General features: G+C 49.2%; 15 protein-coding genes. 5 read left to right on the forward strand and 10 right to left on the reverse strand.

Going from position 1 to position 16488, the window contains the following annotated elements:
- Nucleotides 1-99 precede the first annotated feature (99 nt).
- The 3 genes from ACTHSA_RS06870 to ygfZ all read left to right on the forward strand — a co-directional run bounded on the left by ACTHSA_RS06870 (nucleotide 100) and on the right by ygfZ (nucleotide 4065).
- Nucleotides 100-2322: a TonB-dependent receptor gene (locus ACTHSA_RS06870; protein ID WP_440360591.1), complete on the forward strand. Its 2223-nt coding sequence runs from the start codon at nucleotides 100-102 to the stop codon at nucleotides 2320-2322.
- Nucleotides 2323-2521: 199 nt separating this feature from the next.
- A complete protein-coding gene (locus ACTHSA_RS06875) occupies nucleotides 2522-3085 on the forward strand; it encodes a peptidylprolyl isomerase (protein ID WP_070608800.1) in 564 nt (187 codons plus the stop codon).
- Between the two features lie 122 nt (nucleotides 3086-3207).
- A complete protein-coding gene (ygfZ, locus tag ACTHSA_RS06880) occupies nucleotides 3208-4065 on the forward strand; it encodes a CAF17-like 4Fe-4S cluster assembly/insertion protein YgfZ (protein ID WP_107791828.1) in 858 nt (285 codons plus the stop codon).
- A 396-nt stretch (nucleotides 4066-4461) separates the two neighbouring features.
- Here ygfZ and ACTHSA_RS06885 read toward each other — a convergent pair whose 3' ends face one another.
- From ACTHSA_RS06885 to alaS, 3 genes are all read right to left on the reverse strand, one after another.
- Nucleotides 4462-5367: a TIR domain-containing protein gene (locus ACTHSA_RS06885; protein ID WP_070849820.1), complete on the reverse strand. Its 906-nt coding sequence runs from the start codon at nucleotides 5365-5367 to the stop codon at nucleotides 4462-4464.
- A complete protein-coding gene (locus ACTHSA_RS06890) occupies nucleotides 5368-5631 on the reverse strand; it encodes a hypothetical protein (RefSeq protein ID WP_049351259.1) in 264 nt (87 codons plus the stop codon).
- Nucleotides 5632-5794: 163 nt separating this feature from the next.
- On the reverse strand, nucleotides 5795-8689 hold the full coding sequence (gene alaS / locus ACTHSA_RS06895; protein ID WP_440360590.1) for an alanine--tRNA ligase: 2895 nt from the start codon (nucleotides 8687-8689) through the stop codon (nucleotides 5795-5797).
- A gap of 250 nt (nucleotides 8690-8939) precedes the next feature.
- Here alaS and ACTHSA_RS06900 point away from each other — a divergent pair, with 250 nt between their 5' ends.
- A complete protein-coding gene (locus ACTHSA_RS06900; protein WP_070461746.1) occupies nucleotides 8940-10070 on the forward strand; it encodes a polyamine ABC transporter substrate-binding protein in 1131 nt (376 codons plus the stop codon).
- Nucleotides 10071-10236: 166 nt separating this feature from the next.
- Here the strand turns inward: ACTHSA_RS06900 and ubiE are convergent, their stop codons facing one another.
- From ubiE to ilvD, 7 genes are all read right to left on the reverse strand, one after another.
- Nucleotides 10237-10974, reverse strand: a complete 738-nt coding sequence (gene ubiE, locus ACTHSA_RS06905) for a bifunctional demethylmenaquinone methyltransferase/2-methoxy-6-polyprenyl-1,4-benzoquinol methylase UbiE (RefSeq protein ID WP_004519946.1) — start codon at nucleotides 10972-10974, stop codon at nucleotides 10237-10239.
- Between the two features lie 29 nt (nucleotides 10975-11003).
- Nucleotides 11004-11411, reverse strand: coding sequence for an MBL fold metallo-hydrolase (locus ACTHSA_RS06910; protein ID WP_440367850.1), 408 nt, complete (start codon nucleotides 11409-11411; stop codon nucleotides 11004-11006).
- Entirely contained in the window at nucleotides 11390-11821 is a 432-nt protein-coding gene (locus ACTHSA_RS06915) for a gamma-butyrobetaine hydroxylase-like domain-containing protein (protein ID WP_440378844.1), read from the reverse strand. Before ACTHSA_RS06915 ends, ACTHSA_RS06910 begins: the two co-directional genes overlap by 22 nt.
- Before the next feature lies 1 nt (nucleotide 11822).
- Entirely contained in the window at nucleotides 11823-12056 is a 234-nt protein-coding gene (locus ACTHSA_RS06920; RefSeq protein WP_107810353.1) for a cytochrome b6, read from the reverse strand.
- Between the two features lie 76 nt (nucleotides 12057-12132).
- Complete coding sequence (locus ACTHSA_RS06925) at nucleotides 12133-13422, reverse strand: CAP domain-containing protein (protein WP_440360588.1); 1290 nt, start codon at nucleotides 13420-13422, stop codon at nucleotides 12133-12135.
- A gap of 68 nt (nucleotides 13423-13490) precedes the next feature.
- Nucleotides 13491-13622 carry a hypothetical protein gene (locus tag ACTHSA_RS06930; RefSeq protein ID WP_256388404.1) on the reverse strand — a complete coding sequence of 44 codons (132 nt, stop codon included), beginning with the start codon at nucleotides 13620-13622 and terminating at the stop codon, nucleotides 13491-13493.
- 69 nt (nucleotides 13623-13691) lie between these two features.
- Complete coding sequence (gene ilvD / locus ACTHSA_RS06935) at nucleotides 13692-15551, reverse strand: dihydroxy-acid dehydratase (RefSeq protein WP_003746398.1); 1860 nt, start codon at nucleotides 15549-15551, stop codon at nucleotides 13692-13694.
- A 278-nt stretch (nucleotides 15552-15829) separates the two neighbouring features.
- Here ilvD and ACTHSA_RS06940 point away from each other — a divergent pair, with 278 nt between their 5' ends.
- The gene (locus tag ACTHSA_RS06940; protein WP_004519939.1) at nucleotides 15830-16393 is read left to right on the forward strand and encodes a YceI family protein; all 564 of its coding nucleotides are present in this window, start codon (nucleotides 15830-15832) and stop codon (nucleotides 16391-16393) included.
- Nucleotides 16394-16488 lie beyond the last annotated feature (95 nt).

Below are 16488 nucleotides of genomic sequence, written 5' to 3' on the forward strand. Positions count from 1 at the left end.
AAAGCGGAAATCTTATCAAATATAATCGCAAAACCAAATTACTTTGTAATTTTTTACTCGATATAAGAATTATTAATATTTCAAACCAGAAGGTATTTTATGAACAGCAAATTAGCCCTGATGCCGCTTTTGATTATGAGCGCATTTTCTTATGCCGCCGATGAAGCAACACCCGAAACCCCTGTGCAACAGCAGTTGCAGGAAGTCAAAGTCCATGCCGACGCTAAACGCGTGAAGGCCGCACGCTCTTATTCTATTGCCAGCGACGGCGACTTACGTGACCGTGTGAACTTGGGCGTATTGGGTAAAGCCAACGCTTTTACCGCGCCGATTACCGTCGTCAACTACGACGAACAAGCCCTCAACAACACCGAAGCGCGTACTTTGGTGGATGCCGTAGCGAAAAAAGACGCTTCCGTTTGGCAGTTCGGCGGCGAAAGCAACACATTGACCGGCCTGTATTTCCGCGGTTATCAGCTTGATGCACGCCAATTCAGCGTCAACGGTTTGGCAGGTATGTACGGCACGCAAGGCACGGCCAGCGTGCAAGTCGGCTCCGCACAACTGATTAAAGGCGCGTCCACCGCCGTAAACGGCATGGACCCTGAAGGCGCGGTATCCGGTTCCGTCAACATCGAAACCAAAAAAGCCGCAGACGAAGGTAACCGTAAAATCGGTTTGGGCTGGTTCAGCAACAACCGCGCCCAAGGTACGTTCGATTTAGGTCAACGCTTCGGCGAAAACAAAGAATTCGGCGTGCGCGCCAATGGTAAACTGCGCCACGGCGACACTCCGCGTCACGGTTACAGCGAAGACAACAAAGAATTTGCTTTGAATGCCGACTATCGCGGCGAAAAAGTGCGCGTGGCGTTCGATTCCATCTACGCAAAACGCAAAACCAACGGCGGTCGCGCGCGTATGCAGGACATTCAAAACGCCAACGGCCGCTTGTTTGACGCACCTGAAGGCAAAGTGAATTTGGCGCCGAGCTGGCAGGCTCAAAACACGCGCGGTCAGACCAATATGCTGACTTTTGAATGGGATGCGTTTGAAAATGCCCAAATTACAGGCGGTATTGGTTATAACAATGCGCGCTATTATGGCAATTTCGCCTCTCCTACCGTTACAAGCAGCGGTTTGACCTACAATTCAGGTCGCGCGCGTTTGACCGACCAGCGTTTTAAAACGCTCAGTATGAATCTGACTGCACGCGGCGAATTTGAAACCGGTCCGGTAAGCCACAACTGGAGTACCGCATTTGACCGCATCGACCGCAAACGCACTACTTATCAAGGCGCACGTCAAACAAGAAGCAGCGTTATCGATCCGAGCATCGACATTCCTACTCAATTGGCAAAATTGGATTCCAACTTAGGCAGCGCGTGGAACCCAACCCCTTCATTGGATACCGTGATCAAAGTAAACAGTTTGGCAGTTTCCGACACACTTGGTTTTGCCGACAACAAATACCGCCTCACTTTAGGCGGGCGTTTCCAAGCCGTCGAGCAGAAAAACAAATTAAACGGCCGCAAAGCAGATGCGAGCCGTTTCAGCCCGATGTTGATGGCAGCATGGGTTCCGCAGCCCGATTTGGTGGTTTACGGAAACTATATGGAAGATTTGGAGCCGTCCGACATTCGTACTGATGACGACGGTCATGTAACGATGGCAGATCCGCGCGTCAGCCGCCAATTTGAAGTCGGCGTACGCAAAAACTGGGGCGACTTTGTCACCACTTTAAACGCGTTCCAAATCAAACGCCCGGGCTACTGGCGCGGCAACACGACTTCAGGAACTGATTTCGCAGCGCGCAAAAATGCAGGCTTGGCTTATAGCGGTTCGGAGCAAGGCATAGAACGCAGCCGCGGTATCGAGTTCAATACCTATGCCAACTTGTTGAACAAAACCCTGCGTCCGACTTTCGGTCTGATGTATCTGCAATCAACCGTAAAAGATTATCCGAATTTCGCCGACAATTTAGTTAACGGCGTACAAGTCGCCAACCCGCGCGTGATTGCCAAAGCAGGCGTGGAATGGGACACCCCGTTTGCCAAAGGCTTGACCCTGAACGGCAACGTTTCGTACTTCGGCAAGTCTTACCAAGACACGCAAAAACAATACGCCTTCCCGTCCTACACTTTGGTTGACATAGGCGCGCGCTACAAAACCAAGCTCGGCAAAAATACGTTGACCGTCAGCAGCTCGGTAGAAAACCTGTTCAACAAAAACTACTGGCAGGTACAGCGCGGCCAATACGACCGCAGCTTCGCCGTTGTCGGCATGCCGCGTACTTATTGGCTAAAAGCGGAATTGGATTTCTAATCTGATTTCGGTTTGACCGTAATAGCAGGCCGTCTGAAAGGGAATGATAAAGAGCAAGAATTTGGTTTTTATCCCTTTTCAGACGGCCTGATTTGATTGCCTTATGTTTTTTGCTTGAAAAATCTTACATGTTTTTTATGGATTTCACGCGAAACAAGGTTAATATTCCATTTTCACAATACATCATTCGAGAAGACATATGAAAAAATCCATCAAACTGACCCTGTGCGCCCTTGCACTCTCACTTTCCGTACAAGCACAAGCAGTTACCCATGCAGTGATTGAAACCAATATGGGCAACATCCAACTGGAGCTGGATGAAGTCAAAGCGCCGAAAACCGTGGCAAACTTTGTCAATTACGCCAAAAAAGGTTTTTACGACAACACGATTTTCCACCGCGTTATCGACAATTTTATGATTCAAGGCGGCGGATTTACCGAGAATATGGTACAAAAATCTACCGATAAAGCCATCACCAATGAAGCATACAACGGCTTGAAAAATAATGTCGGTACCATCGCCATGGCGCGCACCGGCGATCCGAATTCAGCAACCAGCCAGTTTTTTATCAATACAGCCAACAACGACTTTTTGAATTTCAAAAGCAAAACCCCTCAAGGCTACGGCTATGCCGTTTTCGGTAAAGTCACTTCCGGCATGGACGTGGTCCGTAAAATCAGCAAAGTGAAAACAGCGACACGTGGCTATCATCAAGACGTTCCAACCGAAGCCGTGATTATCCGCAAAGTCAGCATCAAATAATTTTGATTGTTTGAATCCAAACAACAGGCCGTCTGAAACATTCAGACGGCCTGAATTTATTTATTTGATAATAAGCGGCAATTTGGGCGATAATTCAGCATCTACAATTTAAGGAGTCGATTATGCAAACCCGCCTGCCTTTTTTCGGCGTTGTCCGTGTCAGCGGCGAAGACAGAGCTTCATTTCTTCATGGTCAATTATCCAACGATATTAATAATTTAGCTATCGGTCAGGCATGTTATGCCACATACAATACGCCTAAAGGCCGTGTATTGGCGAATATGCTGGTCGTCAATCGCGGAGAAGATTTACTGTTGGTCATGGCTCAAGATTTGACCGAAGCCATCGTCAAACGCCTGAGAATGTTTGTCTTGCGTGCAAAAGTCGTCTTCGAGCTGATGCCTGATTTAGTAGTCAGCGGCGAGTTGGCAGACGATGCAGAACCTCATCCTGCTGCCGAACCGCAACTGTCTTTCCCAGCCCAAATTCAAGAAAACACCGTAGAAATTGCCTTGCCGCACACAGGCCGTCTGAAAATTTCAGTAGCTGAAAATGCAGCCGAATATCAAGCAGGAGCCGAAAACGCGTGGAACCTGCACGAAATCCGCAGCGGCTATCCGTGGATTTGCGCCGCAACCAAAGAAGCGGCTGTTGCCCAAATGCTCAACCAACATATCATCGGCGCAGTCCATTTCCGTAAAGGCTGCTACCCCGGCCAAGAAATCATCGCCCGCGCCCAATACCGAGGCCAAGTCAAACGCGGTCTGGCCGTATTAAGCGGCGATTCTTTAGAAGCCGCCGGTATTGCCGTCAAAGTCGGCGAGGAAGAAGCAGGCGTTATTCTTAATACTGCACTCACAGAGCAAGGCAGCCTCAGCCTCGCCGTTATCAAGTTTTCCGTAACGGAAGCAGCATTGACCGATGCAGACGGCAATGCTTTGAAACAGGAAGAACTGTTTTTTACGGTAGAGAAAGATTGATGTTAGATGATTGAACAAAAAGCTTAAATATCAGCTTGAAATGAAAACAGAAAGGCCGTCTGAAATTCAGACGGCCTTTGATATTGAGTTTTGTTGGTACATGACCCAAGCTGCGTTTGCTGCCGACTGGATTACGGCATGGTTTGGAATCATTCGGTAGCAACAAAAACCGCGTGCGTGCGTACCGCACACACCCTACACCTCAATCTTAAGGTTTGCGTCGCCCGCAGTGGTAGGGTGTGTGGTCTAGCCACGCACGCGGTTGACAGGGGTGCGGGCTACGGCTTGCTGAAAACGGGGTTTGGGTTTTCAGACGGCCTTACAAAGATTTAAAACTGACGATTAGTTGGAAAACTTGGATTTGTAGGTCGGGCATTCATGCCCGACCTACTGCTGCTAACACAGTATATTTAGATCAATGGAATATCCTGCTTGTTTCAATTCGATAGCTAATTTTAACTTCCATCCTCCCGCGTCATCTACTTTCTGGTATACGACACCACTAATATCTGATGGAAATTCAACCTCTTCTTTAACCAATGCACACACTTTATTTCTTCCTAGTTTCCCTATAAGATAACCATGTTCAAAAACAACATTTTGTCTGGCTCTTGGTTTTAAATCGGTATCTAAATTACTTAACTTTTGACCACCAATATCACAGGGTGTATATAGAACAATTCCAAATCCAACATTCGTATATTCTTCAATTTTTTCAATAATAGTTTTTCCTGAGTTTGGTTGCTCATGTAGAATTATTGCGGATAAACCTAGTTTTTCAATAAGTCTTGCCACTTCTACTTTTAATAAATCATCTCTCCCATGCACTATAAATACGTTATTAGATACTATTGATGAGTTCTTTACTTCCATATTAGCCCCTTTCCTTGTGATGTAATTTTTATAATCTCGAGCAAATGGTATTAATACCTGCCTATTAAAGCTATGAATTCCTGCAATAATTTTATTGCCGCTATAGAAATAGTGATGGCAAAAATCAAGTACTTCGTTGGTATCATTAGATAACCAATTTACCAGCAAAATAATATAGCCCAATCTTTCTTTCATATCTGTTGGTAACAATAATTTTGAGCTACCAACAAAACTACCACCTGTGTTAGAGCTATCTTCTAGAAGTTTTTCTAAGTTTAAATTTTCTGTTAGCTCATCGTTGTGAACTTTTAAAACTTCATCATTTAATAGTTCGTTTAACCTTTTTAATGACCATTCAAAAGTTTGCAGTTCCGATGATTGCAAGTCCAATATAGCATTATTAATTTCTTCAAAAATATCTAATCCCATTTATTCACCTTTTTTGAGTCGTGCTTCGGCTGCTTCCCTAATAATTTCACTACGTGCATTTTCCTTGAGTCCCTCTAATAGCGAAGAAATTATTGGATTATTAATTTCATCTCCTGCTATTGAATCAAGACCATAATTATATTCCTGAATGGCTGATTCAATACTCAAAGGGTCAAATGGATCAAATTTAAGATTAATTGGTTGCGCCTCTAATTCGTTAAGTATCAGTTCTAGCTTATTGAGATTTTTCAAAAGAGATTTCATTTCAAATCCTTTGAGTTAAAAATATAATGATTATAGGATATATAAGGTTGGAGCATGCTCCAACATTCTTATATTTCACAAAATCTGTTGGATCGAGACCCAATCTACGGCTAGATAGTTGGCAAAGGCCGTCTGAAAACACGTTTCAGACGGCCTTTCCACATCAAGCCAGCTTCGCGCCGACCCAGTCTTTCACACTCTCAATCATCGCGGGCAGTTTCTCCGCATCGCTGCCGCCTGCCTGTGCCAAATCCGGTCTGCCGCCGCCTTTGCCGCCGACTTGTTCGGCTGCAAATTTGACCAGATCGCCTGCTTTGACTTTGGCAGTCAACGGTTTGGATACGCCTGCGCACAGGGAAACTTTGCCGTCGTTGACTGCGGCGAGCAATACGATGGCTTGTTCTGATTTACCGGTCAAGTCGGTCACGATTTCGCGCAGGGCGGCTGCGTCGGCTTCGATTTGGGCAGCAACGAGTTTGGCTGCGCCCAGGTCTTTTGCATCGTCCAAGAGTTTGGCGCCTGCATGGACGGCGAGTTCGGCTTTGGCGCGTGCCAATTCTTTTTCCAATGCTTTGGCGTGTGCCGCGCCTGCTTGAATTTTCGCCAGTACGTCTTTTTCGGTTTGGGCTTTGGTTTCGGCAATAATGTCTTTAACCAAGCGTTCTTGATCTTGCGCCCATTTGAGTGCGTTCAGGCCGGTGATGGCTTCGATACGGCGCACGCCTGCGGCAATACCGCCTTCGCTGATGATTTTGAAGAGGCCGATGTCGCCGGTGCGTGAAACGTGTGTACCGCCGCACAATTCGGTTGAGAAACCGCCCATTTGCAGTACGCGTACTTCGTCGCCGTATTTTTCGCCGAAGAGCATCATGGCGCCGGTTTTTTGGGCATCTTCCATGCTCATAATGGCGGCATTGACGGCAACGTTGGCCAAAATGGCTTCGTTGACGCGGCGTTCTACTTCGGCGATTTCTTCGGCAGTGACCGCTTGAGGATGGGAAATGTCGAAACGGGTGGATTCGGCGGTAACCAAAGAGCCTTTTTGTTCAACGTGTTCACCCAATACATCGCGCAGGGCTTTGTGCATCAAGTGGGTCGCGCTGTGGTTGCGCATATTGGCATTGCGGATTTCGTCATCCACTTTGGCGGTAACGCTGTCGCCGACTTTCAGACGGCCTGAAGTTTGTACGCCGAATTGGCCGAATACAGCCGCTTTGATTTTTTGGGTATCGCGTACTTCAAAGCGGTTTTCGCCTGCAAAGATATAGCCGACGTCGCCGACTTGGCCGCCGGATTCTGCATAGAACGGGGTAAAGTCGATAACGATGGCACCTTCGTCGCCTTCGTTCAATTCGTTGACTTGCTCGCCGTCTTTGTAGAGGGCGAGGACTTTGGATTCGGTTTGGCGTTCGCTATAACCTTTAAACTCGGTGTCTTGACCTTCGTAAGGCAGTTGGGCGTTGGCTTTGAAGCTTTGTGCGGCGCGTGCGCGTGCGCGTTGTGCATCCATTTCGCGGTTGAAGCCTTCTTCATCCAAATCGATGCCCAATTCGCGCGCCATGTCGGCAGTCAGGTCGTAAGGGAAGCCGTAGGTGTCGTAGAGTTTGAAGATGTGTTCACCACCGATAACGAGTTTGCTGTTGGCGATGTTGTCCATCAAATAGGCATTTAAGGCTTCGGCAAACGGTTTTTCCGCGTCGGGAATATGGGCGGTTTCCAAAGCAGCCTGCAAATCGATATACATGCCTTCGTTCAGGCTACCTGAAACTTGGGGACGGATAACGATTTGCTTTTTGCCTGAAGCGGCACGGGAGGCGGCGGTGAATTCCACACCCTCTGCGGTTTTCAATGCCAGTGGTTTGCCCGCACCATCTTGCGGCAGCAGGCTTTCCAGTTTCAAGAATTTCATGCCGTTGAACACTTGATTGAACAAGCCCATGCCTTTTTCCAGCGTTTCGCCGAAACGGCTCTCTTCCGCGCGCAGGGCTTCCATAATCTGCGTCTGCTTCTCTTTCAACTCAGGATAAGCATCACCCATTACTTTCACCAAGTCGGGCACGAGTTTGTAGAAAAACGCTTGTTTCTGACCGAGTTTGTAACCGTGGCGTACGGCGCGGCGGACGATGCGACGCAGTACATAGCCGCGGCCTTCGTTGGACGGCATCACGCCGTCTGCAATCAGGAAGGAGCAGGAGCGGATGTGGTCGGCGATGACTTTCAGGCTTGGTTCTTCCATGCTGAACGGCGCGCCGGTTTCGCGGGCAACGGCTTTGAGCAGGTCTTGGAACAGGTCGATTTCGTAGTTGCTGTGGACATGCTGCATGACGGCGGCCATACGTTCCAAGCCCATGCCGGTATCAACGGATGGTTTAGGCAGCGGATTCATATTGCCTTGTTCGTCGCGGTTGAACTGCATAAATACGCAGTTCCAAATTTCGATCCAGCGGTCGCCGTCTTCTTCAGGGCTGCCCGGAATGCCACCCCAGATTTCTTCGCCGTGGTCGTAGAAAATTTCGGAGCAAGGGCCGCAAGGGCCGGTGTCGCCCATTTGCCAGAAGTTGTCAGACGCGTATTTCGCGCCTTTGTTGTCGCCGATGCGGACGATACGCTCGGCAGGCATGCCGATTTCGTTCAACCAGATGTTGTAGGCTTCGTCGTCTTCTGCGTAAACGGTCGCCAACAGTTTGTCTTTAGGGATGTTCAACCATTCGGGGGAAGTCAGGAATTCCCAAGCGAAGTGGATCGCGTCGCGTTTGAAGTAGTCGCCGAAGGAGAAGTTGCCCATCATTTCAAAGAAGGTATGGTGACGGGCAGTGTAGCCGACGTTTTCCAAGTCGTTGTGTTTGCCGCCTGCGCGTACGCATTTTTGCGCGGTAGTGGCGCGGTTGTAGGGGCGTTTGTCAAAGCCGAGGAATACGTCTTTAAATTGGTTCATGCCTGCGTTGGTAAACAGCAGGGTCGGGTCGTCGTGTGGCACGAGCGAGGAGGAGCGGACGATGGTGTGGCCTTTAGATTCGAAAAATTTCAGGAATTTTTGGCGTAGTTCGGTGGTTTTCATAATGTCTCGATAAATTTTTTACAAGGATTTCAGACGGCCCGGACGGCGCGTTGCGATTAAAAACGAATGGGCGTTATCTTACCGCAAAACCATATTTCAAGCTATCGGCAGAAAGGTTTTAAGTTGATTGCAATCTGTCTTTCAGACGGCCTTAAGCGGGACGATATCTTTTAACAATGAAGCCTATCCGCTCGGGCTTGCCTGCTTTATAATGCCTCTCTATTTTCAACCGGATACGCAAGGAATGATAATGACCAAACATCTGCCCCTTATCGTACTGACTGCGCTGGCACTGGCCGGCTGCGGCGGCTCGGACAAAACTTCTGCCGACAAGGCGGCTCAAACCGATAATCAAAAGGTATTGAGCATTTACAACTGGTCGGAATATGTTGATCCCGAGACGGTTGCCGCGTTTGAGAAAAAACACGGTATCGCAGTAACTTACGATGTATATGACAGCGATGAAACGCTGGAGAGCAAGGTGTTGACCGGCAAGTCGGGTTACGACATCGTAGGTCCTTCCAATGCGTTTGTCGGTAGGCAGATTAAGGCAGGTGCGTATCAGAAAATCGACAAATCCCTGATTCCCAACTATAAAAACTTGAATCCTCAGTTGATGAAACTGATGGAAGGCGTTGATCCGAACCACGAATATGCCGTTCCGTTTTATTGGGGTACTAACACCTTCGCTATCAATACCGAGCGTGTGAAAAAGGCTTTGGGCACGGATCAGCTGCCGGACAATCAATGGGATTTGGTGTTTAACCCCGAATACACGTCCAAACTCAAGCAATGCGGCATCAGCTATTTGGACAGCGCAGCGGAGATTTATCCTATGGTATTGAACTATATGGGTAAAAATCCAAACAGCAGCGAAACGGCGGATATTAAGGCGGCTACAGAAGTCTTGAAGAAAAACCGTCCGTACATCAAGCGTTTTACCTCGTCCGGTTTTATCGATGATTTGGCGCGCGGCGATACTTGCGTAACGATTGGCTTCGGCGGCGATTTGAATATTGCCAAACGCCGTGCCGAAGAAGCAGGCGGCAAAGAAAAAATCCGTGTGATGATGCCGAAAGAGGGCGTGGGAATTTGGGTAGACTCGTTTGTGATTCCGAAAGATGCTAAACATGTGGCCAATGCCCATGCGTATATCAATGATTTCTTAGATCCTGAAGTTGCGGCGAAAAACGGCAATTTTGTTACTTATGCGCCATCCAGCAAACCGGCTCAGGAGCTGATGGATGAAGAGTTTAGAAACGACAATACGATTTTCCCAACCGAGGAGGATTTGAAAAACAGCTTTATCATGGTACCTATCCAGCCGGCGGCATTGAAATTTATGGTCCGTCAATGGCAAAGCGTGAAAGCAGGGACATAAGCTGATTTAAACGTATTAAGGCCGTCTGAATGGTGTAACCGAAATCCTTGATTTCGTTTTACGGCTGTTCAGACGGCCTTTGGTTTGTATTAGCTTGGCTTGGGTAAGGTTTAAAAACAAAGGGCGTGTATATCAATCACGCCCTTTGTGTTTGTTTCAGACGGTCTTAGAATTTCACGCCTTTATGCAGTGCAACGATGCCTGCGCTCATGTTGTGGTAATCCACGCTGTCAAAGCCTGCATCCAGCATCATTTGCTTTAAGGTTTCTTGGTCGGGGTGCATACGGATAGACTCGGCGAGGTATTGGTAGCTGTCGGCATCTTTGGCAATCAGTTTGCCCATAATCGGCAACAGTTTGAAAGAGTAGAGGTCGTACACGCCTTCCAAAGGTTTGTACACTTTGGAGAATTCCAACACCAGCAGGGTGCCGCCCGGTTTCAATACTCGGTACATTTCTTTCAGCGCGGCATCTTTGTGCGTCATGTTGCGCAGGCCGAACGCGACGGAAACCAGATTGAAATAGTTGTCGGGGAATGGCAATTTTTCAGCGTCTGCCAACGATACGGGCAGAATCATGCCTTCGTTGAGCAGGCGGTCGCGGCCGACCGTCAGCATGGAGGAATTGATGTCTGTCAGCCAAACTTCGCCTTCTTTGCCCACGCGTTTTGCCCAGCCTCGGGACAAATCGCCTGTGCCGCCGGCGATGTCCAATACTTTGTCGCCTTTTTTCAGGCGGGCGGTATTGATGGTGAAATGTTTCCAAACACGGTGCAGACCGCCGGACATTACGTCATTCATAATGTCGTAGTTTTTTGCCACGGAGTGGAAGACTTCGGCAACTTTGCCTGCTTTTTCGTCTTCATCAACGGTAGAGAAGCCGAAATGGGTTTTGTGGTCGCTCATAGTGTCTGCCTTCTTAAAATAATACGGATTCAGATATTGAATACGTCGAAATCGCCAACCACTTTCGACGCGGGAAATATAGTTTGTGCCTGCTGCTCCAGCATCAGGCGTTGCTCTTCTTCGGTATGACGTGCGCTGATGTGGGTCAGGTAGAGTTGTTTCACATTGGCTTGCAAAGCCAGCTTGGCAGCATCGGATACGGTTGATTGGAACACTCGTTCCGCTGTCTCTTCATCGTTTGCCGCAAAGGTTGCTTCATGCGCCAAAACGTCTGCGTTTTGTGCGGCGCGTACTGCCTGCGGACAGGCTTTGGTATCGCCGAAGATAGCCACTACCCGTCCTTTTTTTGGTGGGGAGAGGAACGCTTTGCCGTCAATGATTCTGCCTTCGTCCAATGTTACGGACTCGCCTTTTTTCAGACGGCCTTTCCGCCGCAACCGCTGCTACCGCAGGAATGCGTGTGTTTGGGTTTCAAATCTTCGGCACTTGGTGTTCTGGACGCGCCGGCTTTTTCGAGGAGGTCGAGATAGTCTTGCCAAAGCGAGTCTTGATTGTGCGCTAGTCGGTAGAGATAGTCCCAGTCGTAAAGGCCGCTGTCGTGGCCGTCTGAAAAAGTAATTTTCAAGGCGTATTGGCCGACGGGGTCTAAATCGGTAATGCTGACTTCGGCTTTGCCTGTTTGCAAAACATCTTGACCTGGACCGTGTCCGCGCACTTCCGCGCTGGGCGAGTACACGCGCAGGTATTCGGCAGGAAGGCTCTTGGCACCGTCAACATAGACCAAAGTTAGTACGCGCCGCTCTTGCTGGAGGCGGATTTCTTGTGGGATTTTATCGGCTTGGGTCATGTCATGCTCCGTTCTTTTTACGCAAATAGGCAACGCGTACAGAAAAAATACCGCCAAGTACGGCAAATAACACGATTGCGTAGAGTGAAAACCGTATCAGGCTCACTTGGGTGTCCGCCGTCAGCCCCAAAGGCAGCAACATCACGGCCACGAACAGTAAAAACGCGGCCAACATGGCGACAATGCTGGCAAAGGCATAGCGGGTATTGGCTGCTGTTTGCGGATGTTTGGTCATATTGGATAGCTTGCCGTAGGGTGGTGAGGCGGTATTTTATCAGCTTTTTGGTGCTTCATGCCGTCTGAAAACGGCTTTATTTCCATAAATAAAGTGTAATGGCACGCCTGTCTTCGCCTTCGGGCATTAAGCGGATGCTGCTGCCTTTGCTTCCGTTGACACGGATAATGATGCCGCCGGCCTGCCGCTCGATAATGTCGATTTGGGTGTCGCGGTTCATGCGGTAGTTGTAGCGTTCGCATTGTTTCAAGCACCAAAAATCTTGCCAATGGATAAAATATTTTTGTCCGGATTCGATGGCCAGCGTTTCGCCGCCTTTGACGATGAAGTAAGGGTAATCGGGTTTTTGCGTGCTGAATGTCCATTCGGCCGTTTTGTCTTTTCCGTTTTGACGGTATTCGAACACGGCACGGTAGTCGGTGTCGTATTCCAATGGCTGTAAAGGAAACAGCGCAAATTGGCGGTCGGTCAGGAGGCGGTTTGGGTCATTATCTTTATCTAATATTTTGACGTCTCTGATTTCTTTTGTGTCCTGATACAGTTTGAACGAACGCATTTTGACCGGAGGCGATTGTTCTGAGAACGCGATGCTGACCGGATTGCCGGTCATTTCATAATGAGGCATAGGGTCGGGACGTTCGCCATGGAAAACCGGTAAAGCGAAGTTGCCTTGCGGATAGGTGATGTAAGGCCGGAATTTGCGGTTGGAGATTTCATCCGCATAAACAATGGAATGGCCATGACAGGCATCTTGATAAAACGAGCGGCTGAGGTCGGAGAGGGGGCGGTTTTTTTGGCAGAGGCTGTTGAATCTGCTGTCGCCCTGATTGATGCTCAGCGCGATTTGTTTGCCTTGCGATTCAAATGCGGCTCCGGCCTCGTCGATATTTTGATCGAGTAAGGAGAGACGGTGGTAAATCGCCGTCATCAGATTATCCAGCTGATGTTGGGCAGGTAGATGGCTGTTGATTTTTTCGTTTGGCGGATGCTGGCCGGTGCTGACGTTTTCGTGCACGCCTTTATAGGCATAACCGGCTTTGCGCGTGCGGTCTGATGGGCGTGGGCCTGTATAAAAGGGATTGTGTGTATTGTGTTCGTCATGTCCGTCGTCAGGGTTTTGCAGCAGATAGCGGGCATGATTGCGCGCGGCACGTTCGAGTGTGGCTGAGTGCGCCAGTGCGGGCAGATTGGCTGAGGCGCGGAGGAAGTTTAAATACGCCAAAGCGTCAAAATCGGCAACGGCAGAACGATTTTGTGGCGGTTGGGCATAGATGAGCTGGTCTTCGGAATAGCGATGGGTTTCGTAGTATTGGAATATGCCGAGGGTGACGGCAAAACCACCCAGCCAGTAAAGAATGTGTTTCATTATATGTACTGCGTTCAGACGGCCTTGAGCTACGGCTCTTTTTCTTTGAAACTCATGCCGTTAAATGATTATTTTGATAGCGGCTTGACTTGGAATGCTTCAGGATGGGATTTGAAATATTCGACAGCGATAAATCCGCCGCCAATAATAATCAACAGGGCAATGGCCATGCCGATCATCGCTAAAATGAATTTGTCCATATTTGTCCGTTTGAATGAAGGCCGTCTGAAACACTTGAAAGCGTTCAGACGGCCTTAAAGTCAGGTTAATTAACGTTCGATTTGCGATACGTCGCGTACTGCGCCTTTGTCGGCGGAAGTCGCCATCGCGCCGTAGGCACGCAGGGCTGCGGAGACGTAGCGGTCGCGGTTTTCCGGTTTCCACGCTTTGCTGCCGCGTGCTTCCATTTCGGCACGGCGTGCGGCAAGCTCTTCATCGGAAATGACAAGGTGGATGCTGCGGTTTGGAATATCGATTTCGATGGTGTCGCCTTCGTGTACCAAACCGATTGCGCCGCCTTCTGCCGCTTCAGGCGAAGCGTGACCGATGGACAGGCCGGAAGTACCGCCGGAGAAGCGGCCGTCGGTCAGCAGGGCGCAGGCTTTGCCCAAACCTTTGGATTTCAGGTAAGAAGTCGGATACAGCATTTCTTGCATACCCGGGCCGCCTTTAGGGCCTTCGTAGCGGATAATGACGATATCGCCGGCCACGATTTGATTGCCCAAAATACCTTCTACTGCGTCTTCTTGGCTTTCAAACACGCGGGCGCGGCCGGTAAATTTGAGGATGCTCTCGTCCACGCCTGCGGTTTTCACCACGCAGCCGCGCTCGGCGATGTTGCCGAACAATACTGCCAAACCGCCGTCTTGCGAGTAGGCATGTTCAACATCGCGGATACAGCCTTTTTCGCGGTCGAGGTCGAGGGTTTTCCACATACGGTTTTGCGAGAACGCCTGAGTAGTGCGCACGCCGCCGGGAGCTGCTTTGAAACGCTCGATGGCATGGGTGTTTTCAGGGTTGGTCACGTCCCATTTTTCAATTGCGTCTTTCAGGGTCGGCGCGTGGATGGTGTACACGTCGGTGTGCAGTTTGCCTGCTTTGTCCAATTCTTTCAGGATGGCGAAGATGCCGCCTGCGCGATGCACGTCTTCCATATAGTAGTCGTGGTTGTTTGGCGCGGTTTTGCAGATGCAAGGTACAACGCGGCTCAGGCGGTCGATGTCTGCCATTTTGAAATCGACACCGGCTTCGTTGGCGACGGCCAACAGGTGCAAAATGGTATTGGTCGAGCCGCCCATGGCGATGTCCATGGTCATAGCGTTTTCAAACGCTTTTTTAGTGGCAATACTGCGCGGCAATACGGTTTCGTCGTCTTGCTCGTAGTAGCGTTTGGTGATTTCGACAATCATGCGGCCGGCTTCGAGGAATAATTCTTTGCGGCCTGCGTGGGTAGCCAGATAAGAACCGTTGCCCGGCAGGGAAAGGCCGAGTGCTTCGGTCAGGCAGTTCATGGAGTTGGCGGTAAACATGCCGGAGCAGGAGCCGCAAGTCGGGCAGGCGTTTTGTTCGACTTCTTCGACTTGTTTATCGCTGATATTGTCGTCAGCCGATTCGATCATAGCGTCAATCAAGTCCAAACGGCGTTCTGGTTGAATATTGGCTACGCCGATAACTTTACCGGCTTCCATCGGGCCGCCGGAAACGAAGATGGTCGGAATGTTCAGGCGCATGGCGGCAATCAGCATGCCTGGGGTGATTTTGTCGCAGTTGGAAATGCAGACCAGAGCATCGGCGCAGTGGGCGTTGACCATGTATTCGATGGAGTCGGCAATCAGGTCGCGGCTGGGCAGGGAGTAGAGCATGCCGCTGTGGCCCATGGCGATGCCGTCGTCAATGGCGATGGTGTTGAATTCTTTGGCAATGCCGCCGGCTTTTTCGATTTCACGGGCAACCAGTTGGCCCATATTGTGCAGGTGCACATGGCCTGGGACGAATTGGGTGAAGGAGTTGGCAATGGCGATAATCGGTTTGCCGAAGTCGGTTTCCATGACGCCGGTCGCACGCCACAATGCGCGCGCGCCTGCCATATTGCGGCCGTGGGTAGAGGTTTTGGAGCGGTATTCAGGCATTTTTGTTCCTTTGTTTTATGCTGAGGCCGTCTGAAATAGGCTGGTTGGTTGGCGGCCCGTTGTAGAAATAACTGGCTATTTTATACCAATTACGAGCGATGAAGCACGCTATTTTGTAATAAAACTAAACTGTGTTTGCTTCACCTGAATTTGCTGTCCTCTCGTTCAGACGGCCTGAAGTTTTCTTAGGATGAAACGTTGTCTTTCTCATTTGCAAAAAATGTTGGCATCAAAAAGTGATATGATAGGGAACTTCTCACATTTCTAAGGATAAGACGATGAAAAAAATCATGTTTGCATTGTGTTCGGCCATGTTGGCTTCTGCTGCGTCTGCTGCTGTTTATAAAGTGGACGAATTCCATGCCAATGCCCGCTTTGCCATCGACCATTTCAACACCAGCACCAACGTCGGCGGTATTTATGGTTTGACCGGCAATTTGGAATTTGACCGTGCCAAACGCCAAGGCTCAATCGATATCGTATTGCCTTTGTCCAAACTGCAAACCGGTTCTGACCGCTTTACCCAACACTTGAAATCTGCCGATATTTTCAATGCAGACAAATACCCTGAAATCCGTTTTGTATCCACCAAATTCAATTTCAACGGCAAAAAACTGCTTTCCGTTGATGGCAATCTGACTATGAACGGCAAAACTGCGCCGGTGAAACTCAAAGCCGACAAATTCAACTGCTACCAAAGCCCGATGTTAAAAGCAGAAGTGTGCGGCGGCGATTTCAGCACCACCATCGACCGTACCAAATGGGGCTTGGATTATTTGGTAAGTGCCGGTATGAGCAAAAAAGTTAACATAAATATCCAAATCGAAGCAGTGAAACAATAATACTGCTTGATTTCAAAATAAAGGCCGTCTGAACAGGTAAGGCAGAAATCGTTGATTTCGTTTATCCCTGTTCAGACGGCTTATGATTAAAGACG

It is taken from the genome of Neisseria sp. P0008.S002 (assembly GCF_051962805.1).
GTDB lineage: Bacteria > Pseudomonadota > Gammaproteobacteria > Burkholderiales > Neisseriaceae > Neisseria > Neisseria perflava.

What these genes read in the sequence shown, in the direction of transcription:
- ACTHSA_RS06870 (WP_440360591.1), top strand. Translation starts at nt 100, where the DNA reads ATGAACAGCAAATTAGCCCTGATGCCGCTTTTGATTATGAGCGCATTT.
- ACTHSA_RS06875 (WP_070608800.1), top strand. Translation starts at nt 2,522, where the DNA reads ATGAAAAAATCCATCAAACTGACCCTGTGCGCCCTTGCACTCTCACTT.
- ygfZ (WP_107791828.1), top strand. Translation starts at nt 3,208, where the DNA reads ATGCAAACCCGCCTGCCTTTTTTCGGCGTTGTCCGTGTCAGCGGCGAA.
- ACTHSA_RS06885 (WP_070849820.1), bottom strand. Translation starts at nt 5,367, where the DNA reads ATGGGATTAGATATTTTTGAAGAAATTAATAATGCTATATTGGACTTG.
- ACTHSA_RS06890 (WP_049351259.1), bottom strand. Translation starts at nt 5,631, where the DNA reads ATGAAATCTCTTTTGAAAAATCTCAATAAGCTAGAACTGATACTTAAC.
- alaS (WP_440360590.1), bottom strand. Translation starts at nt 8,689, where the DNA reads ATGAAAACCACCGAACTACGCCAAAAATTCCTGAAATTTTTCGAATCT.
- ACTHSA_RS06900 (WP_070461746.1), top strand. Translation starts at nt 8,940, where the DNA reads ATGACCAAACATCTGCCCCTTATCGTACTGACTGCGCTGGCACTGGCC.
- ubiE (WP_004519946.1), bottom strand. Translation starts at nt 10,974, where the DNA reads ATGAGCGACCACAAAACCCATTTCGGCTTCTCTACCGTTGATGAAGAC.
- ACTHSA_RS06915 (WP_440378844.1), bottom strand. Translation starts at nt 11,821, where the DNA reads ATGACCCAAGCCGATAAAATCCCACAAGAAATCCGCCTCCAGCAAGAG.
- ACTHSA_RS06920 (WP_107810353.1), bottom strand. Translation starts at nt 12,056, where the DNA reads ATGACCAAACATCCGCAAACAGCAGCCAATACCCGCTATGCCTTTGCC.
- ACTHSA_RS06925 (WP_440360588.1), bottom strand. Translation starts at nt 13,422, where the DNA reads ATGAAACACATTCTTTACTGGCTGGGTGGTTTTGCCGTCACCCTCGGC.
- ACTHSA_RS06930 (WP_256388404.1), bottom strand. Translation starts at nt 13,622, where the DNA reads ATGGACAAATTCATTTTAGCGATGATCGGCATGGCCATTGCCCTGTTG.
- ilvD (WP_003746398.1), bottom strand. Translation starts at nt 15,551, where the DNA reads ATGCCTGAATACCGCTCCAAAACCTCTACCCACGGCCGCAATATGGCA.
- ACTHSA_RS06940 (WP_004519939.1), top strand. Translation starts at nt 15,830, where the DNA reads ATGAAAAAAATCATGTTTGCATTGTGTTCGGCCATGTTGGCTTCTGCT.